The organism is Providencia sp. PROV_01 (genome assembly GCF_053098325.1).
The window spans coordinates 735,572-761,159 of record NZ_JBRFKD010000002.1 but is presented as its reverse complement, the minus strand read 5'-3'; the positions used below and the strand labels follow the sequence as shown (position 1 = coordinate 761,159).

General features: G+C 41.9%; 24 protein-coding genes and 1 riboswitch. Of the genes, 16 read left to right on the top strand and 8 right to left on the bottom strand.

The features are described from left to right. The first annotated feature begins 405 nt into the window (after positions 1-405). Together purH and purD are read left to right on the top strand one after the other, a co-directional pair. On the top strand, positions 406-1,995 hold the full coding sequence (gene purH / locus ACU696_RS04250; protein ID WP_109913179.1) for a bifunctional phosphoribosylaminoimidazolecarboxamide formyltransferase/IMP cyclohydrolase: 1,590 nt from the start codon (positions 406-408) through the stop codon (positions 1,993-1,995). Between the two features lie 17 nt (positions 1,996-2,012). Next, on the top strand, positions 2,013-3,296 hold the full coding sequence (gene purD, locus ACU696_RS04245) for a phosphoribosylamine--glycine ligase (RefSeq protein ID WP_109913180.1): 1,284 nt from the start codon (positions 2,013-2,015) through the stop codon (positions 3,294-3,296). Between the two features lie 235 nt (positions 3,297-3,531). Here purD and ACU696_RS04240 read toward each other — a convergent pair whose 3' ends face one another. The 6 genes from ACU696_RS04240 to nudC all read right to left on the bottom strand — a co-directional run bounded on the left by ACU696_RS04240 (position 3,532) and on the right by nudC (position 8,111). Further along, entirely contained in the window at positions 3,532-4,158 is a 627-nt protein-coding gene (locus tag ACU696_RS04240) for a DUF1481 domain-containing protein (protein ID WP_109913181.1), read from the bottom strand. An 89-nt stretch (positions 4,159-4,247) separates the two neighbouring features. Continuing rightward, positions 4,248-4,520, bottom strand: coding sequence for an HU family DNA-binding protein (locus ACU696_RS04235; RefSeq protein ID WP_004264522.1), 273 nt, complete (start codon positions 4,518-4,520; stop codon positions 4,248-4,250). Positions 4,521-4,719: 199 nt separating this feature from the next. Then, positions 4,720-5,307 carry a YjaG family protein gene (locus ACU696_RS04230; RefSeq protein ID WP_109913182.1) on the bottom strand — a complete coding sequence of 196 codons (588 nt, stop codon included), beginning with the start codon at positions 5,305-5,307 and terminating at the stop codon, positions 4,720-4,722. A gap of 74 nt (positions 5,308-5,381) precedes the next feature. Further along, entirely contained in the window at positions 5,382-6,053 is a 672-nt protein-coding gene (gene nfi, locus ACU696_RS04225) for a deoxyribonuclease V (RefSeq protein WP_109913198.1), read from the bottom strand. A gap of 109 nt (positions 6,054-6,162) precedes the next feature. Continuing rightward, a complete protein-coding gene (gene hemE, locus ACU696_RS04220; RefSeq protein ID WP_109913183.1) occupies positions 6,163-7,227 on the bottom strand; it encodes a uroporphyrinogen decarboxylase in 1,065 nt (354 codons plus the stop codon). 92 nt (positions 7,228-7,319) lie between these two features. Further along, a complete protein-coding gene (gene nudC, locus ACU696_RS04215) occupies positions 7,320-8,111 on the bottom strand; it encodes an NAD(+) diphosphatase (RefSeq protein WP_117163045.1) in 792 nt (263 codons plus the stop codon). A 249-nt stretch (positions 8,112-8,360) separates the two neighbouring features. Here nudC and ACU696_RS04210 point away from each other — a divergent pair, with 249 nt between their 5' ends. The 12 genes from ACU696_RS04210 to thiH all read left to right on the top strand — a co-directional run bounded on the left by ACU696_RS04210 (position 8,361) and on the right by thiH (position 19,686). Beyond that, positions 8,361-9,413 (top strand): ABC transporter substrate-binding protein, encoded by a 1,053-nt coding sequence (locus ACU696_RS04210; RefSeq protein ID WP_109913185.1) that lies wholly within the window; start codon positions 8,361-8,363, stop codon positions 9,411-9,413. Between the two features lie 29 nt (positions 9,414-9,442). Then, positions 9,443-10,258: an alkaline phosphatase family protein gene (locus ACU696_RS04205; protein WP_109913186.1), complete on the top strand. Its 816-nt coding sequence runs from the start codon at positions 9,443-9,445 to the stop codon at positions 10,256-10,258. Beyond that, positions 10,258-11,160: an ABC transporter permease gene (locus tag ACU696_RS04200; protein ID WP_109913187.1), complete on the top strand. Its 903-nt coding sequence runs from the start codon at positions 10,258-10,260 to the stop codon at positions 11,158-11,160. Before ACU696_RS04205 ends, ACU696_RS04200 begins: the two co-directional genes overlap by 1 nt. Further along, the gene (locus ACU696_RS04195; RefSeq protein WP_421667219.1) at positions 11,150-11,980 is read left to right on the top strand and encodes an ABC transporter permease; all 831 of its coding nucleotides are present in this window, start codon (positions 11,150-11,152) and stop codon (positions 11,978-11,980) included. Before ACU696_RS04200 ends, ACU696_RS04195 begins: the two co-directional genes overlap by 11 nt. Next, positions 11,980-12,996 (top strand): ABC transporter ATP-binding protein, encoded by a 1,017-nt coding sequence (locus ACU696_RS04190; protein ID WP_109913189.1) that lies wholly within the window; start codon positions 11,980-11,982, stop codon positions 12,994-12,996. Before ACU696_RS04195 ends, ACU696_RS04190 begins: the two co-directional genes overlap by 1 nt. 18 nt (positions 12,997-13,014) lie before the next feature. Beyond that, positions 13,015-13,677 (top strand): HAD family hydrolase, encoded by a 663-nt coding sequence (locus ACU696_RS04185; RefSeq protein ID WP_110731451.1) that lies wholly within the window; start codon positions 13,015-13,017, stop codon positions 13,675-13,677. Positions 13,678-13,878: 201 nt separating this feature from the next. Beyond that, a riboswitch (TPP riboswitch) is annotated at positions 13,879-13,990 on the top strand. A 144-nt stretch (positions 13,991-14,134) separates the two neighbouring features. After that, a complete protein-coding gene (gene thiC / locus ACU696_RS04180; RefSeq protein WP_209102817.1) occupies positions 14,135-16,123 on the top strand; it encodes a phosphomethylpyrimidine synthase ThiC in 1,989 nt (662 codons plus the stop codon). Then, the gene (gene thiE, locus ACU696_RS04175; RefSeq protein ID WP_109913192.1) at positions 16,107-16,772 is read left to right on the top strand and encodes a thiamine phosphate synthase; all 666 of its coding nucleotides are present in this window, start codon (positions 16,107-16,109) and stop codon (positions 16,770-16,772) included. The genes thiC and thiE overlap by 17 nt, the downstream gene beginning before the upstream one ends. A gap of 76 nt (positions 16,773-16,848) precedes the next feature. Next, entirely contained in the window at positions 16,849-17,607 is a 759-nt protein-coding gene (locus ACU696_RS04170) for a HesA/MoeB/ThiF family protein (RefSeq protein ID WP_004265857.1), read from the top strand. Next, complete coding sequence (thiS, locus tag ACU696_RS04165; RefSeq protein ID WP_004265860.1) at positions 17,595-17,795, top strand: sulfur carrier protein ThiS; 201 nt, start codon at positions 17,595-17,597, stop codon at positions 17,793-17,795. Before ACU696_RS04170 ends, thiS begins: the two co-directional genes overlap by 13 nt. A gap of 2 nt (positions 17,796-17,797) precedes the next feature. Next, positions 17,798-18,568 (top strand): thiazole synthase, encoded by a 771-nt coding sequence (locus tag ACU696_RS04160; RefSeq protein ID WP_110732256.1) that lies wholly within the window; start codon positions 17,798-17,800, stop codon positions 18,566-18,568. Further along, complete coding sequence (thiH, locus tag ACU696_RS04155; RefSeq protein WP_117163047.1) at positions 18,565-19,686, top strand: 2-iminoacetate synthase ThiH; 1,122 nt, start codon at positions 18,565-18,567, stop codon at positions 19,684-19,686. The genes ACU696_RS04160 and thiH overlap by 4 nt, the downstream gene beginning before the upstream one ends. Before the next feature lie 54 nt (positions 19,687-19,740). On the opposite strand, the gene ACU696_RS04150 is transcribed toward thiH, so the two are convergent. Further along, on the bottom strand, positions 19,741-21,042 hold the full coding sequence (locus ACU696_RS04150; RefSeq protein WP_004265869.1) for a uracil/xanthine transporter: 1,302 nt from the start codon (positions 21,040-21,042) through the stop codon (positions 19,741-19,743). A gap of 791 nt (positions 21,043-21,833) precedes the next feature. Between ACU696_RS04150 and pepT the strand changes: the two genes are divergently transcribed. Together pepT and dcuC are read left to right on the top strand one after the other, a co-directional pair. Next, the gene (gene pepT, locus ACU696_RS04145) at positions 21,834-23,087 is read left to right on the top strand and encodes a peptidase T (RefSeq protein WP_209102816.1); all 1,254 of its coding nucleotides are present in this window, start codon (positions 21,834-21,836) and stop codon (positions 23,085-23,087) included. After that, positions 23,084-24,457: a C4-dicarboxylate transporter DcuC gene (gene dcuC, locus ACU696_RS04140; protein WP_109913195.1), complete on the top strand. Its 1,374-nt coding sequence runs from the start codon at positions 23,084-23,086 to the stop codon at positions 24,455-24,457. Before pepT ends, dcuC begins: the two co-directional genes overlap by 4 nt. Positions 24,458-24,525: 68 nt before the next feature. Here dcuC and ACU696_RS04135 read toward each other — a convergent pair whose 3' ends face one another. Then, positions 24,526-25,479, bottom strand: a complete 954-nt coding sequence (locus ACU696_RS04135; RefSeq protein WP_447343041.1) for a VWA domain-containing protein — start codon at positions 25,477-25,479, stop codon at positions 24,526-24,528. Positions 25,480-25,588 lie beyond the last annotated feature (109 nt).

Below are 25,588 nucleotides of genomic sequence, written 5' to 3'. Positions count from 1 at the left end.
CCGCGCTTTGCGTTGTCTTGTTCCCGGTCAGTGGATGCGCATTATAGGGAGTCAGAAAAATCTGGCAACCCCTTTTTTGCATTTTTTTATTCAACTGCTGCATTCCACAGCAAAACTCCTACTTATACTGACTTATGCACGAAGTTATCCACAACCTGAAAATAATTTTAAAATTATCGCGCATTACGCAAACGTTTGCGTTACAATTGGTTCGAAATTTCAGCATTGATTTTGTTTTTATGTTCTGAAATTGTTAGTGACTTATATATTGTTATAGAGAAAGTTGGCAAATTCCGCTTTGCTTTCATCAATAGATATAATAGGTATATAAGAAAAGCTCGTTGAGTTTTTCACTGACTGATATTCGTTATTGCCTTATTTATTCAAATCCAAGGGATCTATCTCATGCAACTGCTTCGTCCTATTCGTCGTGCCCTGCTTAGTGTGTCTGATAAAACAGGGGTTGTTGAATTCGCTAAGGCGTTATCTCAACGTGGTGTTGAGCTCCTATCTACCGGCGGTACTGCAAAGTTACTCGCTGAGTCAGGACTAAACGTAACTGAAGTTTCAGATTACACAGGGTTCCCTGAAATGATGGATGGCCGAGTAAAAACATTGCACCCGAAAGTGCATGGCGGAATTTTAGGTCGTCGTGGTACGGATGATGCCATTATGCAACAGCATGATATTGCACCGATTGATATGGTCGTTGTTAATCTATATCCATTTGCCCAAACCGTGGCAAAACCAAATTGTACCCTTGAAGATGCTGTAGAGAATATTGATATCGGCGGCCCAACCATGGTGCGCTCCGCGGCTAAGAACCATAAAGACGTAGCAATTGTAGTAAATAGTAATGACTATCAAATCATTATTGATGAAATGGATAACCACGAAAACTCACTCAATTGGTCTACGCGGTTTGACCTCGCAATTAAAGCTTTTGAACACACTGCAGCTTATGACAGCATGATTGCGAATTACTTTGGTGAATTAGTTGCCCCTTATTATGGTGATACGACCCAGCCTTCTGGCCGTTTCCCTCGCACCTTGAATTTAAATTTTATTAAGAAACAAGACATGCGTTACGGAGAGAACAGCCATCAAGATGCCGCTTTTTATATAGAAGAAAACCCAAAAGAAGCGTCTATTGCAACTGCTCAGCAGATCCAAGGTAAAGCCCTGTCTTATAACAATATCGCTGATACCGATGCAGCTCTTGAATGCGTTAAATCATTCGAAGAGCCTGCTTGTGTCATTGTTAAACATGCAAACCCTTGTGGTGTCGCTATCGGTGATTCGATTCATGCTGCTTATGATAACGCATTCAAAACTGATCCAACTTCTGCTTTTGGCGGCATTATCGCTTTCAATCGTCAATTAGATAAAGAAACTGCTCAAGCCATTATCGATCGCCAATTTGTGGAAGTCATTATTGCGCCTTCTGTTGCTAAAGATGCACTACCTATTCTTGAGACTAAACAAAACGTTCGCGTACTTGAATGTGGCGAATGGAGCAAACCAGTTACAGGATTAGACTTTAAACGTGTGAATGGTGGTTTATTGGTACAAGACCGTGACTTAGGTATGGTTGAAAAGGAAGCGCTACGTGTAGTCACAAACCGCCAACCTACAGAGCGTGAATTAAAAGATGCTATGTTCTGCTGGAAAGTCGCGAAGTTTGTGAAATCGAATGCGATTGTTTATGCCAAAAATGACATGACCGTTGGAATTGGTGCAGGGCAAATGAGCCGTGTCTATTCTGCAAAAATTGCAGGTATTAAAGCCGCTGATGAAGGTTTAGAAGTCGCTGGCTGTGCAATGGCCTCAGATGCCTTTTTCCCATTCCGCGATGGTATTGATGCCGCAGCTGCTGTTGGAGTAACCTGTGTTATCCAACCAGGTGGTTCTATCCGTGATGATGAAGTCATTGCGGCGGCAAATGAACATGGTATCGCCATGATTTTCACTAATATGCGTCATTTCCGTCACTAATTATTAGGAGTCTAGTAATGAATATTTTGATTATTGGTGGCGGCGGCCGTGAACATGCCTTAGCTTGGAAAGCGGCTCAATCCCCTTTAGCAAATAAAGTGTATGTTGCCCCAGGCAATGCAGGCACAGCATTAGAGCCGACCCTTGAAAACGTCAATATTTCGGCAACTGATATCAATGGATTGCTTCAATTCGCCAAAGATAAGCAAATTGGTTTAACTATTGTCGGCCCTGAAGCACCATTGGTTATTGGTGTAGTCGATGCGTTTAAGGCTGCTGGCTTAACTATTTTTGGCCCAACCCAAGGTGCTGCACAGCTTGAGGGTTCAAAAGCATTTACCAAAGATTTTTTAGCTCGTCATCATATTCCTACTGCGGCTTATGAAAATTTTACTGAAATTGAACCTGCTTTAGCTTACTTAGATAAAGTAGGCGCACCAATCGTGATCAAAGCAGATGGGCTTGCTGCAGGTAAAGGGGTTATTGTTGCAATGACTCTGCAAGAAGCGAAAGAAGCTGTTCATGACATGTTAGCAGGGAATGCCTTTGGTGATGCAGGCCACCGTATCGTGATCGAAGAATTTCTTGATGGTGAAGAAGCGAGTTTCATCGTTATGGTAGATGGTGAAAATGTCATTCCAATGGCGACTAGCCAAGATCACAAACGTGTTGGTGATGGTGATACTGGCCTAAATACAGGTGGAATGGGCGCTTACTCCCCAGCGCCTGTTGTGACAGATGAAATACATAAACGCGTAATGGAACAAGTCATTTACCCTACAGTTAAAGGTATGGACCAAGAAGGAAACCGCTACCAAGGCTTCTTATATGCAGGTTTAATGATTGATAAAGCAGGTAACCCAAAAGTTATCGAGTTTAACTGCCGTTTTGGCGATCCTGAAACTCAACCTATTATGATGCGCTTGCAATCGGACTTAGTCGCTTTATGTTTAGCTGGCGCGAAAGGTGAGTTAGCAGGTAAAGATTCATTATGGGATGAACGCCCTGCTTTAGGGGTAGTAATTGCTGCAGGTGGTTACCCAGGTGATTACCACAATGGCGATGTAATTTCAGGTTTACCAACCACTGAAGCCACGGATAGTAAAGTTTTCCATGCTGGTACTCGCATGAAAGATGGAGAAGTCGTGACTGCCGGTGGTCGCGTCCTATGCGTAACAGCATTAGGTAATGATATTGCTAAAGCACAAGCCAAAGCTTATGAAGTCGCCAAAGCGATTCACTGGAATGATAGCTTCTACCGCAACGACATCGGCTACCGCGCTATCGCTCGTATAAAATAATACAAAGTACTAAACCATTCCCTGGGCTGATAAGAGGAAACTTTTATCAGCTTTTTTATTTTCTATTTTTTGAATTTGTTTTTGCCTTTGACCATTCACACAGACAATGGCTCTAAGTATTTCGAATCACAGCAAAGCTGCAAGAGAGAGAATCTCTAGGAACATACATAAGTATGTGACTAGAGTGAGCGAACGTAGCAATATAGCTGAGGCTCGAAAGACGACGAGCGATTATTTATAAGCTATCTTTAGAAGGTTGCCAGCGGCAAAAATCGGTATCAGCTACCATCAAAAGCTGGTTTCCCTCTGAAGACTCCAACCACGCTAAATTTAGCTGGGAATGCCACACTTTTGCACGGTTTTGCAACCAATTTTCAGCATAGGGTTCGAAAGCCACTTCACGCACATCACCCTCACAGGTGGTCACTTTGCCTTGTTGCCAGCGACCTTGATAGAGTTTGACGCCGCCGACAATCAGTGCAGTGTTTGTCTCGAGTATGCGTTCTGCTTCAAAGCGCCAACGCGTGATTTCATCAGCCGAAAGTGATGTTTTATGGCCATCTTGAGCACGCTGCATAAAAATAACGTCATTATTTTTATCGAAACGTAATTGTTCAGTGATATCACCATTTTTTTGATTCAAGATTTGGCTACGAATTTGCCAGAGGTTACCAGAGCGGTACTCGAAGAAATTAACGGAAGTGTCTGTGCCTTTATAGGGGCTATAAACCACCATTAAGACCAGAGGTTGGCTTTTTGCATTATTTAGCCGCCACATACGAATGACGCCATCATCGGCAATAAAACCGCTTGCACTAAACTCAGGTAGCTTTGGTGCATTAGAAGAACAGGCGCTTAGCATTGAGATGGCTCCCAATACCAGCAACCCTTTTTGAATAAACAAAAGGGGTAGTTTTTTACCCCTTCTGGTGATTCGTCTGTACAATGTTCTTATTTTACAGCTTCTTTCAGTGCTTTACCGGCAGAGAAAGCGGGTACAGTTGTAGCAGGAATTTGAATTTCTGCTTTAGTTTGTGGGTTACGACCAGTACGCGCAGCACGGTGGCTAACTTTAAAAGTACCGAAACCGACCAGTTGGACTTGCTCGCCTTTTTTCAGCGTTTCAGAAATAGCATTCAGAGTAGATTCTAATGCCGCTTTTGCCTGAACTTTGGTCAGGTCCGCTGATTCTGCGATAGCATCAACTAATTCAGTCTTATTCATAAATTATCCTTACACAGTGTGTTTATCGTTTGCAAAGCATCGAGTGCGTCGGATATGCCAAATTGACAGCCCCTGATACACGCCCCCGATAGCCACTTCTTCTCGCCCCTAAATGTAGACCAGAGTAGGGGCAAATGTGAAGTCTTAGTACTCAGCATTACTGCGTCAAGTCACGTTTTCGATAATGAAAATGCGAAAATCAGCTTAAAGTAATACCTATATTGCTCACCCCCGCTTCGCGGAGGTCAGATTTTAATCCTTTAATTAACTCTAAGTCGCGCTCTTCACAAGCTGCCAGTAAGCGGAAAATGTCCCACTGGATATCCCATTCCTCTTCAACGGCCGGGATTTCTTTGAGTTCTTCTTCTGTCATTTCCCGCCCTGCTTGAGTCATTTCGAGCATGGCAACTGTACGAATGGATGCTTCGCTAACCAATATTGCGTGTTCGAGGGTTTCACCGCTCAATTTCGAATGAATAATTTCACCTAATGCAATACAGGCATCAATAGCTGGATACACACCATACATATCGAAATCATCTGCTGATGGGATAATTTCTTCTAATTTTTCTAACTGATTGTCGAAATTGACTTTGCTATCTTTAATGACCAAAGTTTCCCAAACTAAATCAAGGATGGAACGATAAACTTTTGCATCGGCAAATTCAGTTTGCTGACAAAACATTTGAAAGTTCGGATACATTCTTTCACATAGGCTCGCCATGAAAGTTGTATGTTGCCAGCTTTCTAATTTTTCCAACCTCAAATGAATGGGATTTCTTAACATAATTTCTGACTCATCAATCTTAATACTTCGCAGTTTACCTGAAAATCTGTCAATGCCACATATTTTGCTGATAATTAGCTGATTTTCTCATTCATTCGCTTAAAAAACGTTCGATTTGATGCAATTCCGTCAGCAAAACGCGTCGGTTCCGGCAACCGATAGCCTCTTAGACACTGCTTAACCCACGCTAGGGAAGACGAAAAACCTACTTTATGCCCCGGCGAAACATATAATGGTTTGCAGCGTTTTTTACTCCGCAACACCCAACCGAGTTGATTTTCACCTGCCATTAACGGCTGAACACTTTCAGGCTCTTCACTTAACTCAACCGCATCACCACATAAACGGCTTTTTGCTACACCAATTGTGGCTATATTCGCTTGTAACCCAAAATGGCAGGCAACACCAAACCGCCGCGGATGTGCAATCCCTTGCCCATCCACAAGCACTAATTCAGGTTTGTTTTGTATTTTTTCCCACGCCGCCATTAACCCTGGGACTTCACGAAAAGAAAGTAATCCCGGAATATAAGGCAATTGAGTCGGTATTCGAGCTATTTGATACTCAACAAGTTCTAACTGTGGCCAAGATAGTACAGCTACCACTGCACGTGTAATAGTGCCTTGCTGTTCAAAGCCTACATCGGCTCCACCAATCAATTTGAGTGGTGGAAATTCATCCTGCAAAATGATTTTTGAAGCTTCGCTAGTTTGTTCTTTTCGTAATCGTTGAGTATCTAAAACCATCATGCGTCCATTGCTTATGAGATTTAATTATTCTTAATCATAGATGATAATGGTGTACTTACAAGATTCTATAAATACACCACAAATCAAGAAGATCAATAAACGATAGTTATTGATGATATTGGCGGGATAAACGGTGAACAGCATCCACAAATGTACCTGCATGCTCAGGTGGAACATCCTGATGGATACCATGACCTAAATTAAATACGTGCCCTTCACCTTGGCCGAAGCCTGATAGAATATTTTGCACTTCTTCTTCTATACGAGCCGGTGGCGCATATAACATGGATGGGTCCATATTACCTTGTAAAGCAACTTTATCACCGACACGACGACGAGCATCTGCAATTTCAGTCGTCCAATCAAGCCCTAATGCATCGCAACCCGTTGCAGCCATTTCCTCTAACCACTGGCCGCCACCTTTAGTGAATAAGGTGACAGGAACACGGCGACCGTCATTTTCACGAATTAAGCCATCAATAATTTTATGCATATAATTCAATGAAAACTGTAAATAATCACGCTTAGTTAAGACCCCACCCCATGTGTCAAAAATCATCACGGACTGTGCACCTGCTCGAATTTGAGCATTCAAGTATAAAATGACACTATCTGCCAGTTTATCTAATAACAAATGCAATGTGTTCGGGTCTTCGTACATCATCTTTTTGATTTTAGTGAATGCTTTGCTACTGCCGCCTTCCACCATATAAGTTGCCAGTGTCCACGGGCTACCAGAGAAACCAATTAGTGGCACACTACCTTCAAGCGCTTTACGGATGGCACGAACTGCATCCATCACATAACCAAGTTCCATTTCAGGATCAGGAATAGGGATATTTTTTACATCTGCTGCGCTCATAATCGGTTTATGAAAACGTGGGCCTTCACCCGTTTCGAAATATAACCCAAGCCCCATTGCATCAGGGATAGTGAGAATATCAGAAAATAAAATTGCAGCGTCTAATGGAAAACGACGTAATGGCTGTAATGTCACTTCACAAGCCAATTCGGTATTTTTGCACAGAGCAATAAAATCACCAGCTTCAGCGCGTGTTGCTTTATATTCAGGCAGGTAACGCCCTGCTTGACGCATCATCCATACAGGGGTCACATCTACAGGCTGACGTAGCAAAGCGCGTAGATAGCGGTCATTTTTTAACTCAGTCATTATTTACTCCATTATTATAAGTGGCCGCCGCAAATGGCTAAGAGCGAAGTTCATTATTGTATCATGTTAATGGTAACAATATCAGCGCTGTGCTATTTGCCCGTTTCATATTCACTCTGACGACACAATGCGACCGTATCTTCAATCAAACGTCTAGCGATTGTGTCTGCCGGTGGGATCAACGGTAATTCATTGTAATGATACCAATTTGCGCTCACCAGTTCCTTAGGGTCTACTTTAATATCACCACTCTCATAATCCGCGAGAAAGCCCATCATTAAGGAATGAGGAAAAGGCCATGGTTGTGAAGATACGTAACGAATATTTTTCACTTTTATATGGCTTTCTTCCATGACTTCGCGCATAACAGCTTCTTCTAATGTTTCACCAACTTCAACAAAACCCGCAAGTACAGTAAATAATGGATTTTGCGAATGGCGCCGGTGCTGAGCCAATAGAATATGGTCATCACGGCGGATCCCCACAATAATACAAGGGGCAATCTGCGGGTAATAACGCTCATGGCAATGGTCACACAAACACGCCCATTCTGTTTCGCTATGGCGCATTGCCGTACCACAATAGCCGCAATAACGATGAGAGCGATAGAATTCCGCCAATTGCACACCTCGCCCAGCAAGACGAAATAAACCTTCATCTTGCGCAGCAACGATACGGGGAGATGACATATCTGATGGCATTTTTTCGGCGATCAACCAGACAATTTCCCCTAGCCACTCACCGATTGGCGTTGCTGTTTTTCCTTCTAACAAATAGTCCTTTGCCATACCTCGTGGAATATCCCCATGAGGTAACCACAAACGCCCGGAAAAACAGATAAACCACCAACCACTTTCTGTTCCTGATAATTTTAACTTATTCATTTTTTACATCTTTTGTTAGTTTTTATTGTCGATAAGATCAATCTATTAATGACACAATACACTTCTTTGACACAATGTCATTCAAACGTTTGTTTCATTATTTTTCTTTGTCAATTTTGACACTTTTTAGACGTTCCATTCCATAAAATGTCTAAAAACTGTCATAAAAGGATCAACTAACTGTCACTTCTTAAAATTAGGATGCTAAGTAACCAATACGGTTCACCGTTCTGCAAAAGTGAGAAAATAATGAAAACTATCGTTCCTGCGATTTTACTATCATTGACCGCATCCAGTGTGACATTAGCTGCTGATGCTAATTTAGCAGAGTTAATCGATGCAGCGAAAAAAGAAGGGCAAGTTTACAGCGTTGGAATGCCTGATACTTGGGCTAACTGGAAAGGAACTTGGCAAGACTTAGCGGCACAATATGGCTTGAAGCATCAAGATACTGATATGAGCTCCGCTCAAGAAATTGCCAAATTTGCCGCAGAAAAAAATAATGCGACAGCAGATATTGGTGATGTCGGTGCTTCTTTTGGGCCTGTTGCCGTGCAAAAAGGAGTGACTCAACCTTATAAACCAACAACGTGGTCACAAATTCCTGATTGGGCAAAAGACAAAGACGGTCATTGGGCTTTAGCCTATACGGGGTCTATCGCTTTTATGATTAATAATGATTTAGTGAAAGATGCACCGAAAAGCTGGGATGATTTACTAAAAGGGAAATATAAAGTCACCGTTGGGGATGTTGGTATCGCTGCACAAGCCAATAATGCTGTACTAGCTGCCGCATTTGCCCGTGGTGGTGATGAAAATAACCTAAAACCTGCCATTGAGTATTTTGCTGAACTCGCCAAACAAAAACGCCTATCCGTTAATGATCCAACTGTCGCAAATATCGAAAAAGGTGAAGTCGAAGTTGGCATCTTATGGGACTTCAACGCACTGAATTACCGTGATCAGATCAATCGTGATCGCTTTACAGTTGTGATCCCATCTGACGGTTCTGTCATTTCAGGTTACACCACTATCATCAATAAATTTGCCAAAAACCCAAATGCGGCAAAATTAGCTCGTGAATTTATTTTCAGTGATAAAGGCCAATTAAACCTTGCAGAAGGCTATGCTCGACCAATTCGTGCACAATATTTAACCTTACCTGATGATATTAAAGCCAAATTACTACCCGAAGAACAATATAAAAATGTTCAACCCATTAAGAATGCAGAAGGTTGGGAAAAGTCGTCTCGTAATCTCCCTAAAATGTGGCAACAGCAAGTTTTGATCCACCAGCAGTAATTTAATGTATTGATTTTAGGAAAAAATTGATGTCTGAGAAAGTCATACTTGTTGTCCTTGACGGTTTAAGTTATTCAGTAGCCCATCATTGTATGGGCTATCTCAACGGTTTAATCAAAGCCGACAGTGCAACACTTTACCGATTAGAGTGCGAGCTTCCTTCGATGTCTCGCCCTCTATATGAATGTATACTAACGGGAGTTCCACCTGTCAAAAGCGGTATTGTAAATAACCAAATTGTCCGGTTATCCCATTTTGACAGCATATTCTCTCTTGCTCGCCTTGCAGGTAAAACAACTGCCGCCGCTGCTTATTATTGGGTGAGTGAACTGTATAACCGAGCACCTTTCGTAGCAACAAGAGACCGTTTTACCCATGATGAGTCGCTAACCATCCAACATGGCTGCTTTTATCAAGCAGATCATTACCCTGATGACCATTTATTTGTTGATGCGGAATATTTACGTAGTCAATTTGATCCTGATTTCTTATTGATTCACCCTATGAATATAGATGATACAGGGCATAAGTTTGGCTTTGATTCCCCACAATACCGTAATGCAGCACGCCATGCAGATATTATCCTGTCGAATTATATTCCTACATGGGTTGAGCAAGGTTATCAAATTCTGATCACGAGTGATCACGGTATGAATAATGATCGCAGCCACGGAGGGACACTCCCTGAAGAGTGTTTAGTTCCATTGTTTGTTGTCGGTTCGCAATTTTCTCATCAACCCTGCAATATTGAGCAAACTGAGATTTGTGGAACCATTTGTCGTTTACTTGGAACCCACTCTCTCGATAAACCAGTTTGTGATGCGCTGTTACAAGGAGATTTGTAATGGCTGATATTCCTGCCCCCTGTGAACAGGCATACCAACAACAGGGAAAAATTGCCATGTTAAAAAAACGCTTTGCTCGTTTTCATTGGCGTGCGGCACTGCTACTGCTGCCATTCTTTGTGCTGTTTAGTCTATTCCAAATCGCCCCAATGATTTGGGTGCTAATTAATAGCTTTATCTACGAAGAAGCATGGTCATTAGGTAACTACCTTGAAGTATTCAATAATGATTTTTACTTACAAGCGTTTGAAAATACCCTATGGCTTTCCGTTATTTGCAGTGTAATTGGCTTATTCATTTCCAGTATCACGGCATTTTCCATTTATAAAATGCAAGGGAAAATTCGCCGGATAATGATCTCCTTCACCACCATGGCCAGTAATTTCAGCGGTGTACCCCTTGCTTTTGCATTCATTATTATTTTGGGCTTCAACGGCGCGATTACCTTACAACTCAAGGCATGGGGAATTATCGAAGATTTTAATATATACAGTGCCAGCGGGTTAATGCTGTTGTATGTGTATTTTCAGATCCCATTAGGCGTTTTGTTGCTCTACCCCGCCTTTGATGCACTAAAACCGGAGTGGGAAGACGCTGCGAAAACAATGGGAGCAAGCAAGCTAACCTATTGGTTAAAAGTTGCTATTCCAGTGCTTTCCCCTGCTTTACTTGGTACTTTTATTATCCTAATTGCTAATGCCATGGGCGCATACGCCAGTACTTATGCCTTAACGAGTGGTAATTACAACCTTGTGACTATCCGAATTGCCAGTTTAGTTTCCGGCGATTTGTTTCTCGAACCGAATATGGCTGCTGCGTTATCAATGCTACTTATCGCTATCTTAGCTTTTATTACTGCTATCCATCATTGGTTAATCAAGCGGAGCTACCATGCAAAATAATAATGTGATTAGCCAAATGATAACCAATAACAATAAACCCTCTGGATTATGGCTCCATAAGTTAGTATTAATCAGTGTTGCTAGCCTATTAGCGCTACCTATTATTGCCACATTTTTGTATTCCATCGCCAGCTCTTGGGGAGCCACTGTGCTACCCGATGCCTTGTCCATCAAATGGTATCTACAATTGTGGCAAGACCCGCGTTTTCTCATGGCATTTGGTCGTTCATTAATAATTTGCTTTGGTACGTTGCTGGTTAGCACATTAATTATTTTGCCGATGACATTTGCGGTATTTTATCGGTTCCCTAAACTCAAAGGGGTGATAGATTTACTGATTATTTTACCCTTTGCGATTCCGCCTGTCGTCTCGTCGGTGGGCTTGCTGCAAATATTTGCCGATGAACCATTCATGTTAGTTGGCACTCCTTGGATCCTGATTGGTACTTATTTCACCATCACGTTACCTTTTATGTATCGTGCTCTTGCGAATAGCTTTCAAGGTATTAATTTACATGACTTAATGGACGCTGCACATTTACTCGGCGCCAGTACTTTCCAAGCTTTTATGATGATTGTGTTACCAAATATTCGCAAAGGTATGTTGGTCTCATTATTAATTTCATTTTCATTTTTAATGGGTGAATTTGTGTTTGCCAATATTCTAGTGGGAACACGTTATGAAACCTTGCAAATCTATCTTTTCAATATGCGACAAACCAGCGGACATTTCACTTCTGCTCTGGTGATGTCATATTTTCTGTTTACCTTATTGCTGACATGGTTAGCAATGCGATTAAATCGTTCAGGAGATGAATGATGAGTTATGTTATTGCGGAAAACTTAGCTAAATCTTTTGGTACTAATCAGGTATTTGCTGATATTCAGTTTACTATCGAAAAAGGCGAATTTATTACCCTACTGGGCCCAAGTGGTTGCGGAAAATCAACTTTATTACGCTGTATCGCAGGACTTGAACAACTTAATGATGGTGAACTTTATATTAATCGCCAGAATGTAACCCACCAAGCTGCGCAGCAACGCGGGGTGGGTATGGTGTTCCAAAGTTATGCGTTATTTCCCAATATGACTGTGGTTGACAATATCGCGTTTGGTTTAAAAATGCGTAAAATTGATAGCCAAGCAAGGTCTAAAGCAGTCGCTGAAGTGATCGAATTAGTTGAGTTACAAGGAAAAGAACAACAATTTCCCCATCAGCTATCAGGTGGACAGCGTCAACGAGTAGCACTCGCAAGGGCATTAGTCATGAAACCGCAAATTTTGTTACTTGATGAGCCACTGTCTGCTCTTGATGCTCGCATTCGCAAGCACTTACGCCAGCAAATTCGCCAGATTCAACGCGAATTAGGTTTAACGACAATTTTTGTTACTCATGATCAAGATGAAGCGATGATTATGTCTGACCGTATTTTTCTTATGAATAAAGGCCAGATAGTGCAAAGTGGCACGGCAGAGAATATTTATACCCAACCAGCAACAGAATTTGTCGCTCGGTTTATGGGGCATTACAACCTTGTTGACTCCAAAAAAGCCAATACGATGTTAGGTCTTAATTTACAAGGTACACTTGCTATCCGCCCTGAGTCTATATATGTCAAAGAAGCAGGTCGCCAATATGGTAGCCATATTTCTCACCCTGTTGATGCTATTATTGTTGACCATCAATTATTGGGAAATATCATTCGTTATAGCGTCGATACACCTGCTGGTCACATGACAGTTGATTTACTCAATCGCTCATCTGAGCGTTTATTTGAACCGGGCACTCGCCTTGAATTGATGTTTAATAAAAATGAAATTCGCGCACTTAGTTAATAAGTAGATAGGAATATAATGCAAAACCAACTGGCCATTTTTGACTTAGATGATACGTTAATTCAAGGTGATAGCAGCGTATTGTGGACGCAATATCTGTGGGACAGGCAAATTATCAACGACCCACAGTTTGTAGAGGCGGATAAAGCCATGATGGCGCAATATAATGCAGGCACATTAGATATGCCGACTTACTTACGTTTTAACCTGCAAACTCTCGCCAATGTAAAAACGGAACAAGTAGATATCTGGCTGGATGATTTTGTACAAAGCGTGATTTTACCGCGGATCTACCCTGAAGCGATTAGAACGATCGCAAATTATCGAGCTAAAAGGATCCCGATTATTGTAATCTCCGCAACTGTTTCATTTATTGTGAAAAAGATCGCCGAAAAACTTGGTGCAGACGTCGCCATGGGGATCGATATTAAACAACAAAATGGCTGCTATACGACCGAAATTGACGGTATCCCAACCTTTAAAGAAGGCAAGGTTAAACGCCTTATGGATTGGGTTCGCCACCAGCCAATCACTGATGCCTATGTATATTTTTATACCGATTCTGCCAACGACCTGCCCATGTGCCAATTTGCCGATGAAGTATTTATTATCAACGGCGACGAACGCCTAACGCAAGCCGCACTCGAACACAATTGGCCACAATATCAGTGGAATTTATAAACCTTATTTTTATCTCAGCCTTGATTTCAATTTTTTAGGTTTTAACTAACTCGCCTTTCAAAGGTTCCTCTAAATTATTCGTGCTAGAGGAAGGAGATAAATAGAATTATCCCAAGGAGCATACACAAGTATGTGACTTGGGGAACCTAGCGCAGCCAACGCACTTATCGCTTGAAGAATGACGAGGAAAGCTTATACTGAAATCTCTTGTCGGAGTGCCTAGCATGCATAGCATCGGGCTGAGACCGTTAATTCGGGATCCGCGGAACCTGATCGGGTTAATACCCGCGAAGGGAACAAGAGTAATCACTCAGCGTCTTTTTGCCATCTCTCATTTGGCTAAAAATTAAACGCAATGTCTTTTTATTACTCCTCCGAACTCCTGACAAGCAACTTTCTTTCGATAAACCCGCTACACACTTAGCTGTGATAGCCGTGACAATGTCAGGAAATTGCTATGTCCAATAATACACAACAAAATATCATCCCTACAGCTGATTTATCGCCACAAGCAGCACCCGCTCGCACTCGTAAAGCCCAACGTGATGCCGCTGAAAACTTTATCAACACTGTTTCTGGCGTTTCATTTCCCAATTCTGAACGTATTTATCTTCAAGGTTCAAGAGACGATATCCAAGTCCCAATGCGAGAAATTCAGCTTTCGCAAACCCTTATTGGTGGCGACAAAGACAACCCGCAATTTGAAGACAACGAACCCGTTCCTATCTACGACACTTCAGGCCCTTACGGCGACCCAACATCAGAACTCAACGTTCACAAAGGCTTGAAAAAAATTCGCGCGCCATGGATAAACGAGCGCTCAGACACCACTAAAGTAGAAAATCTCAGCTCTGACTTCACACAACAACGACTTGCTGATGCAGGCCTTGACCATCTACGCTTTAACAACCGTCCCCACCCGTTAAAAGCCCAAACTAACAAGTGTGTTACCCAATTACATTACGCACGCAAAGGTATCATTACCCCTGAAATGGAGTTTATTGCAATCCGCGAAAATATGGGACGTGAACGTATTCATGACGAAGTTTTATTGCAACAACATCCAGGCCAAGGCTTTGGCGCAAATTTGCCAGAGAATATTACCCCTGAATTTGTTCGCCAAGAAGTGGCGGCGGGTCGCGCTATTATCCCAGCCAATATCAACCATCCCGAATCAGAACCAATGATTATTGGTCGTAATTTCTTGGTTAAGGTTAATGCCAATATTGGTAATTCATCGGTCACCTCATCCATTGAAGAAGAAGTAGAAAAACTGATTTGGTCAACACGCTGGGGGGCAGATACCGTCATGGATTTATCCACTGGCCGTTATATCCACGAAACCCGCGAATGGATTTTACGTAATAGCCCCGTGCCTATTGGTACAGTTCCGATTTACCAAGCCCTCGAAAAAGTGAACGGCGTCGCCGAAAATCTCACGTGGGAAATGTTCCGTGACACATTATTAGAGCAAGCAGAACAAGGTGTCGATTACTTCACTATCCATGCCGGCGTATTGCTACGCTATGTGCCAATGACAGCTAAACGCCTAACAGGGATCGTCTCTCGCGGTGGCTCTATCATGGCAAAATGGTGCTTGTCTCATCACCAAGAAAATTTCCTGTATGAGCACTTCCGTGAAATCTGTGAAATTTGTGCCGCTTACGACGTTTCCTTGTCGTTAGGGGATGGACTACGCCCCGGTTCAATTCAAGACGCCAACGACCAAGCTCAATTTGCCGAGCTCCATACCCTTGGTGAGCTCACAAAAATTGCGTGGGAATATGATGTTCAAGTCATGATTGAAGGTCCCGGCCACGTACCAATGCAAATGATCCGCCGCAATATGACCGAAGAGTTAGAGCACTGCCACGAAGCGCCATTCTATACGTTAGGGCCTCTAACAACAGATATTGCTCCGGGTTATGACCACTTTACCTCTGGTATTGGTGCCGCCATGATCGGTTGGTTTGGCTGTGCGATGTTATGTTATGTCACCCCTAAAGAGCACTTAGGATTACCGAACAAAGAAGATGTTAAACAAGGGCTAATCACTTATAAGATTGCAGCCCATGCCGCTGACCTTGCTAAAGGCCACCCAGGTGCACAGATCCGTGATAACGCCATGTCCAAAGCCCGTTTTGAATTCCGCTGGGAAGACCAATTTAACTTGGCGTTAGATCCTGAAACTGCTCGCAAATATCACGATGAAACCTTACCACAAGCCTCTGGGAAAATTGCTCATTTCTGTTCTATGTGTGGGCCTAAATTCTGTTCAATGAAAATATCCCAAGAGGTTCGTGACTACGCGGCCCAAAAAGAAGCAAATGAAAAAGAAGCGGGTATGGAACAGATGTCAGAAGCCTTCCGTGCCCATGGCAGCGAACTCTATCACGGTGCTGAAATTGTGAATGCTGAGGTGGATGAAAATGCCAAAATTGCCTAATGCTATAACTCTCCCAAATAGCCCTTTTCCTGAGACTGCACAACGCCTTGGGCTTTATCCCGTTGTGGATTCCGTTGAATGGATTGAACGTTTGCTTAATGCAGGTGTTTCCACAATTCAATTGCGTATCAAAGACAAATCTGACGCAGATGTTCGTGATGAGATTCAACAAGCTATTGCGCTCGGGGAAAAACATAACGCACGCTTATTCATTAATGATTACTGGCGGTTAGCGGTCGAGTTTGGTGCTTATGGCGTACATTTAGGCCAAGAAGATTTGGAAACTACCGATTTATTAGCAATCCACCAAGCAGGCTTACGTTTAGGAATATCAACGCACGATGAGCATGAATTGGCTATCGCAAAATCGGTTCGCCCTTCCTACATTGCCATGGGGCATATCTTTCCAACACAAACCAAAGAGATGCCTTCTTCGCCTCAGGGTTTAGAAACACTTAAAGCCATGGTGGAAGCAACACCTGATTACCCAACGGTAGCCATTGGTGGGATTTCCATTGATAAAGTGCCTGACGTGCTAGCAACTGGAGTGGGGAGTGTCGCGCTAGTCAGTGCGATTACTAAAGCCGATGATTGGCGCGCCGCAACAGAAACTTTGCTGAATTTAATTGAGCGGGATCACGCCAATTAGTCGATTTTTAATCACAAAATTAGCCCTAGTTTATCGTCATAAAAACAGGGCTAATGATGATTTAAGGAATTCAATCATGTTAAGTGACCAAGAATTCATGCGTTACAGCCGCCAGCTATTACTTGAAGACATCAGTCCTGAGGGGCAACAAAAACTGAAAAATAGCAAAGTCCTAATTGTCGGTTTAGGGGGCTTAGGCTCTCCCGCATCCCTTTATTTAACGGGCGCTGGTGTCGGCGAATTGTGGCTAGCTGACCACGATGACTTACACGTTTCTAACTTACAACGGCAGGTACTTTACGATACCGATGATATTGGCCAGTCAAAAGCCCAGCTTGCCGCAGATAGGCTACATCAACTCAATCCGTTGGTAAGAACCCATGTTATCGCACAAAAGTTGGATGTTGAGACTTTAATTCCATTAGCGGAACAAGTCGACTTAGTGCTTGATTGCTGCGATAACATGGCCACTCGTCATGCAGTTAATGCCGCCTGTGTCATGACCAATACAACCTTAGTCAGCGGCAGTGCTGTTGGGTTTGGTGGCCAATTAATGGTACTTGAGCCGCCATTTAGTACCGGTTGCTATGCCTGTTTATACCCAGACCAAGATGAACCCGAACGCAACTGCCGCACTGCTGGGGTATTAGGGCCAGTGGTTGGGATTATCGGCACGTTGCAAGCACTGGAAGCCATTAAATTACTTGTCGGCCTTCCCTCTTCACTGAGCGGTAAATTGCGTTTATTCGATGGAAAACAGCAACAATGGAATACATTGCAATTAATGCCGTCACTGCAATGTCCAATCTGTCGGGAAGAAACATGCATATCATAATTAATGACCAACCTATGGAATTCGACGCCCCACTGACGGTTAATCAATTATTTTCCACTCTCGATCGCCCAATGGTGGGAACTGCACTTGCCATCAATCAAGTGATCATTCCGAAGAGTCAGTGGGATTCATATCTCATTAATGACCAAGATAATATCTTGTTGTTTCAAGCTATCGCGGGGGGCTAATGATGTTAAAAATCGCAGATTTTACTTTTCACTCACGCCTATTTACTGGAACAGGTAAATTTGCCAGCGCCAACCTCATGCAAGACGCCATTGCGGCATCCGGCAGTCAATTGGTGACAATGGCAATGAAACGTATTGATTTACGTGGGCAAGATGACGGTATTTTACAACCTCTACAACAATTGGGCGTGAAACTATTACCGAATACTTCAGGGGCGAAAAATGCCCAAGAGGCGATATTTGCTGCACGCCTAGCTCGTGAAGCCCTTGGTACTAACTGGGTCAAACTCGAAATCCATCCGGATATGCGTTATTTACTACCGGATCCCATCGAGACATTACTCGCCGCAGAGCAGCTCGTTAAAGAGGGATTTGTTGTATTGCCTTATTGCAGCGCAGACCCGGTGTTATGCCGTCGTTTAGAAGAAGTTGGCTGTGCCGCTGTGATGCCATTAGGCGCACCGATTGGCACAAACAAAGGCTTAGCAACGAAAGAAATGCTCCGTATCATTATTGAACAAGCTTCTGTACCTGTCGTTGTAGATGCCGGAATTGGTGCACCAAGCCATGCGGCAGAAGCCATCGAAATGGGCGCTGATGCCGTTTTAGTCAACACTGCAATCGCTGTAGCAAAACAACCTGTACTCATGGCAAAAGCGTTTAAACTCGCGGTCGAAGCGGCTGAATTAGCTTATCAAAGTGGTTTAGCTACGCCGAAGCAACAGGCGCAAGCGTCCAGCCCATTGACCAGTTTCTTAGGGGCCTTATCATGATCCCAAGCTTCCAAGAACGCTTACAAGCACTGGATTGGGTCGATACGACACTGCGGATAAACAGTAAAACACCTGCCGATGTAGAACATGCTTTAGCGGTGGATATACTCACACTCGATGATTTTATGGCACTGCTTTCCCCTGCTGCCCGTCCCTATATTGAGCTGATGGCACAAAAAGCTCAGAAACTCACCCGACAACGCTTTGGCCATGCCGTTGGGTTTTATGTTCCACTTTATTTATCGAACCTATGCGCAAACGATTGTACTTATTGCGGTTTTTCGATGAGTAATAAAATTAAACGTAAAACGCTAAATGACGCTGAAATTATCAATGAGTGCGAAACCATTCGCAAAATTGGTTTCGATAGCTTATTGCTAGTCACCGGAGAGCACCAGAGTAAAGTGGGTATGGACTATTTTCGTCACACATTCCCCATCATTCGCCCTTATTTCAGTTCCTTAATGATGGAAGTGCAGCCATTAAGCACAGATGAATATAAGGAATTAAAAACTCTGGGGTTAGATGGTGTGATGGTTTATCAAGAAACCTACCATGAGCCCACGTATCAACTCCATCACCTCAAAGGCAAAAAACAGGATTTTCACTGGCGCTTAGCCACGCCAGAACGCTTAGGAGAAGCGGGTATAGATAAAATCGGCCTTGGTGCGTTAATTGGTTTATCAAACAGTTGGCGTACTGATTGCTATATGGTTGCAGAACATTTGTTGTACCTACAGCAATACTACTGGCAAAGTCGTTATTCTATCTCTTTTCCTCGCTTACGCCCTTGTGCGGGTGGTGTTGAACCGGCATCACTGATGAATGAAGCCGAATTAGTGCAATTAATTTGTGCTTTTCGCTTACTGGCGCCAAATGTAGAGCTTTCACTCTCAACCCGTGAATCACCTTATTTCCGTGATAACGTGGTGCCATTGGCAATTAACAACGTCAGTGCTGGCTCGAAAACCCAACCAGGCGGCTATGCAGATACCAAAGAAGAGCTAGAACAATTTTCTCCAAATGATAACCGCAGTGCCGCACAAGTAGCGAATGCACTTGTGCAAGCCGGTTTACAGCCCGTTTGGAAAGATTGGGATGGTTATTTAGGCCGTTAGAATTTTACTGAAAAAGAGCATTAGCTGCACAACCGCTTAGTGCTCTTTTATTATTTAGGAGATTTTATCCCACTTGATCGTATTTTCTAAAATAAGAGCCAATATAATGCCCATAAGTAACCCATTACCCAGTAAAGAACTAAACATTGTTGGTAACGAATTTAGTACCGCAGCAGGGGCTGACATCAAAAAAATGCCAATAAAAATAGGTAATGCGAGGCGATAAATATTACGTGCATTCAGTTTCATATCCGCAAGAAATGAAAATGAAGAAAATAGCAGCGGCAAATAAGTCGCTAACATAACCGCGCTACCAATGGCTAACGGCAAAGAGCGGAAAAATTGAGTCAATACCGCAACGCCCCCCACGCATAAGAAAATAAGGCTACCAATCGTAAAAGAGATACGTGAACTGTCTTTTGTTTGAGTAATTAGACCAATTGATGAAACAAACGGTGAAAAAGGCACTACGCCTATCGGCGCTGCTAATATTGTTACAACTCCTGACATCATAAAACTACGCCGATATAAGGACTTAACGGGTAATGAATCGGGGTAAAATACATCCGTTCCTCGCATTGCTCCAAACGTATTTGATGTGTTTAATATCCCAGCCAAAATCGCTGTTATCACAATACTTATATTAATTTCATCGGAGCGGCCTAATGGAAATAGCCCCCATTCTCCTGATGAAACAGATGATATCGTGCTGCCAAATAACCCACTATAAGCAACCCACCCTGTGATTGTTCCTATTAGTAATGCATATTTACTAATATTCACGGGTAAATACACAATAATTCCTATCACAAATACCAGTACTGTGAGCGCCAAAAAGAATACAGGATAATTAACTGTAATATTTTCACTGCCAACACCAAAGGGTAGCCCTAACATCCCTTTTAAAAAAATAGTGACCAGCTGCGCGCCAAGTAAAAACATAAAGACCACCAGCACGCCTGGCTTAAACAAACCCGCTAACCAACCACCAAGACCGCTTAGGCCAATAAGAATAGTAATAATCCCAGACAGAAAAATCCCCATGGCCAAACTCCATCCAATCGTCTCAAGAGGAGTTCCTTGCATAGATTCTGACAAAGTTACGGTTAAAATTGTTGCCCACCACAACCCTGTTGGCCCCTCCATCACAGAGCGTTTATGGCCTATAAATGCCTGCAACAAGCAAGCCAAAGCTGTTAATAAAAAAGCATACTGAGTAATAACAAACGTGGTTTGTGGTGACAAATGAAAAGCAGACTGTAACGTCGGGGGAATAACAACCGTATTACAAAAGATAAAAAAGAACCATTGAAAGCCAGAAATAATATTATTTTTTGTAATAGCAATATTCCGCATTTTCATTCCTTGCTTTATATTTATGTATACGCTTGCATATCTTTTTATTTGAATTTTTTATCGAACTACACAAGACAAATGTTATTTTGATTTCATCATGACAAAAAAGTCACTTATATGCTATTAAAAACACATGTGATTTTACATATATTAAATTTCACGCTACTTACTGATTTATTAACCTATTTTATTAATTTACAATTAGCTTCCCGTAAAAACAATATGGATACAAAATTAAAAAATTTATTATATTTGACATAAAAACAAGTAAAAACACTTAATTAGTAATTATCAAATAGATATTAAAATTATAATACAAATAATAAAAACAATAACCATCAGTTAATTATCTCTATAAAGTAACGAATTAAGATATTAAAAACCATTTAAAGTTACATTTACATATTAGAAAACATACATATAAAAATATGCAATATTATTTACATAATATTTTTATTAATTGGTGATTTATGTATTTATAATTAATTTAAGATAAGACGAAGAAAAATATTTTGTTAACAAAAACAAAAAACAATTACTCTTTAATATCAATATGTTAACAATGCAAAATAAGATAGGAATAAAGTCGCTCATTTTAATTCATTATGCGAATAATGCCACTATTAATTATCAATTTTATATTCCCACTAGCATTTCTTAGAAAAATTCAACAGGTCTGATATTCAGAATATCTTCAGTTGTGATACAAGAATAATACTGTGAAATGAAATTACAGTCACAGATATAACTAATGTAAAACGCATTTTATAAGATGCTGGGGAATTAAAAGAATGAATATTGTTGAGCGATTTATTTCTTACACCAAAATTAACACCACCACTGATAGGGAAAAGGGCGCGGCAGGGATTATGCCATCCTCAGAAGGGCAACGTGTCCTTGCGAAACAATTGGTTCAGGAGCTCGAGGCTCTGGGCGTTGAAGACATTAAACTGCGTGACACTGCCATTGTCACCGCAACGTTACCTTCCAACCTTGATTATGATGTCCCAACCGTCGCTTTCTTCGGCCACTTAGACACTAGTGCAGAACAAACTAATGATACTAAGGCGCAAATCTTGCCATACACCGGTGAAGATTTATGCATGAATAAAGAGCTTAATATTTATCTACGTAAGAGTGAATTCCCTGAATTGGTGAACTACATTGGTGATGACATTATTGTCACTGATGGAACCAGCCTATTAGGTGCTGACGATAAAGCGGCAATTGCCTCTATCATGGATATGCTGCAATACTTTAAGCAAAACCCAGAAATCAAGCACGGAACCATTAAAATTGGTTTTGTTCCGGACGAAGAACAAGGCCTCCGTGGCGCAAAAGTCTTTGATGTTAAAGAGTTTGGAGCAGATTTTGCTTACACCTTAGACTGCTGCGGTATTGGTGAACTTGTGTATGAAAACTGGAATGCGGGTGATGCCGAAATCATCTTTACGGGTAAATCAGCTCATCCAATGTCTGCGAAAGGCAAACTCGTTAATTCATTATTAATGGCGCAAAAATTTATTACCATGTTACCCGGCGGTGAAGCCCCTGAATATACAGATGGTCGCGAAGGCTATTATTGGGTGAAACAAATGTCAGGTAATAGCGCTCGTACCGTGTTAAAAATGGACATTCGCGATTTTACCGAAGACGGCTATCGCAAACGTATGGCTTTCTTAAAACAATTAGCAGAAAGCTGTGAAAGTCTCTGGGGCAGCGAAAGTATTGTTTGCAAGCTATCAGATCGCTATTCTAACGTTTACAACAGCCTACAAGGTGATAACCGTTACCCTATTGATATTGCTGTTGACGCCTACCAAGCTTGTGGTATTACACCAAAAGTCATTCCTATGCGTGGTGGCTATGATGGAGCCGCATTATCACAAAATGGATTACCTTGCCCTAACATCTTCACAGGTGCACATAACTTCCATTCAATCTATGAATATCTACCTGTTAAATCCCTACATGCCGCCAGCGATGTATTAAAACAAGTGGTACAAATCACCGCTGAACGCTTCAAACCAGGAGCTAAAGCATGATCCCAATTCTAACGGTTCTGATTATCGTTGTTTTGGTTGCGCGGTTTATTTTGAAGGGATACAAAGCTGAGCCGGTATTATTAATTGCTGGCTTAGTATTGATGATATTCACCCTAGCCCTTGGCTGGGGGCCTATCCTCCCTAAAAATGTCGCCACCACCGGTATCACTTGGCTCGATCCATTTGAAGTCATGCGAGATTTATTCAGTAGTCGTGCAGCAGATCTCGGTTTAATGATCATGGCATTGATGGGCTTTGCGCACTATATGGACCATATCGGTGCCAATGAAGCGGTAGTACGTGTTGCAACCAAGCCACTGAAAAATATGCGTTCACCTTATGTACTACTATTTTTCTCTTTCTTGTTGGCGAGTATCTTGCAATTAGCCATTCCATCAGCAACGGGCTTAGCGGTATTGTTAATGGGTACCATGTTCCCCATTATGATTGGTTTGGGATTATCACCTGCTTCTGCGGCTGGGGTTATCGCTACATCCCTTGGTGTGGCCTATACTCCAACGGCAATTGATGCTATCCGTGGCGCAAAAGCTGTCGATATGTCTGTTGTTGAATATGTACTTTACTATCAAGGCCCTGCCGCGTTAGCCACTGTATTGGTGGTCGGTATTACCCATATTTTCTGGCAACGTCATTGTGACCGTAAGCAAGGTTTCGTACCTGAAATTGGTAAAGCTGTTCAGTCCCATGAAAAAGAGGAAACGACTAAGTCCGTTCCTGGATATTATGCAATTCTTCCTATGTTACCCATTATTATGGCAGTAGGAACATCCAATTTGTTCTTTTCCGGTATTCACTTAGATGTTGTGACTATCGTACTGATTGCGATGGCAATTTGTATGGTGATTGAAACACTTCGCGTACGTAATTTCAAAACGGTTTGTAATGGCTTCCAAACATTTTTAAATGGTATGGGTCATGCATTCAGTAATGTAGTTGGCTTATTGGTTGCTGCTGGTGTATTCGCTCATGGTATTAAAGTCAGTGGAGCAATTGACCAACTGATTTTAGGCGCTGAGTCCGTCGGCTTGCCACCATTTGCCATGGCGATTGTATTTGCATTAGTGACCCTTGCAGCAGCCATTATTATGGGTTCAGGTAATGCACCATTCCTTGCATTCGTTGAGTTAATTCCACAAATCGCGCATAGCATGGGCGCTAACCCAATCGCCATGATCCTACCAATGCAACAAGCTTCACACATGGGTCGAGGTATGTCACCAGTCGCGGGAGTTATTATTGCCGTATCGAGTGGGGCAAAACTGCAACCTTTTGATGTCGTGAAACGAACCGCTGTGCCATTGATGGTCGGGTTTGTCGCGCACTGTGCAATTATTGGTATTTTTTATTAATCACGAAACTTACCAGTAATAATTACAAAGCGGGAATCTTTTCCCGCTTTTATTTTCATAACACAATATTAATGTTTACACTGGCATGAATCATCATGTTTCGTATCTGAGTCTATTGGGCAACAAGAGTTGATAGTTTTATTGATGATATCGGACAATGTATTTACTGTATTGATAATTAATGGCAAGTTGTCACACACCGCATCACAATTTAATAAACCTTTATCTGGTTTTACTGGTGGTGTTAAGCTGTCACACAATATTTCCTGTAAAACCAAGGAGAAATTTGCAATCCCTGTGGTGTAAATGTACGCACGTCCGTCGGTTTCTTTGGCTAGTCGTTCATACTCCCTCGTCACGTTATCTCTATCAGCAAGAGTCGGAAAACGATCTAGATTTGTTGGGCTATCATCCAGTGTACCTTGGTAGGTATACACCTTAATTCCTCTTTCTTGAGCGACAGATATGGCTTCATTATTTTTTGCAATTGCAGCACGAGTAAGAATTCCGCCACCACCTTCCATCCCTTCATCACCCAGCACAAAAATAGCCCTACGCGCATCATCTCGCCAATCAAAGTGTTTACTAATATCAATAACAGCACGACATAAATCTTCTTTATTTCCAGCATGGTCTTGCCCATCAGATTCTTTAAATGGCAATCTAGCTTGCAGATCCCTTTCGTTCGCACCGATCTTAATTAAATATTCACTGGCAGATTGATCAAACTTAGTGTTTGCCCAAGTTCCTTCAATACCTAAAAATGTGGCACGAAGATGCGATGGACATTTTGCTGATGCCGCTTCAATCGTCGCATCAATCTGTTTACTTAAATCCCCTGCTTCATCAGCCATTGAACCACTGGTGTCGATAACAACAACTAAATCTAACGCAATTTGTCCGTTCCCAGTGACTATCTGAGATGTATTCATTACCCCTAATGAATTTGATAATAAACCATGATAAGCCGAAAGGCTGGCTTGATTTGTATCTACCTGTTCATTTGTCTTTTTTTTATCCATCGTATATTCCTTTTATTTATTCCTATTAAATAATTTGAAAGTGATTTTTGTATTATTATTTTTATTACCGTTTAATTTTTAACCCGGAAAATTATTATTACGTTTTTTC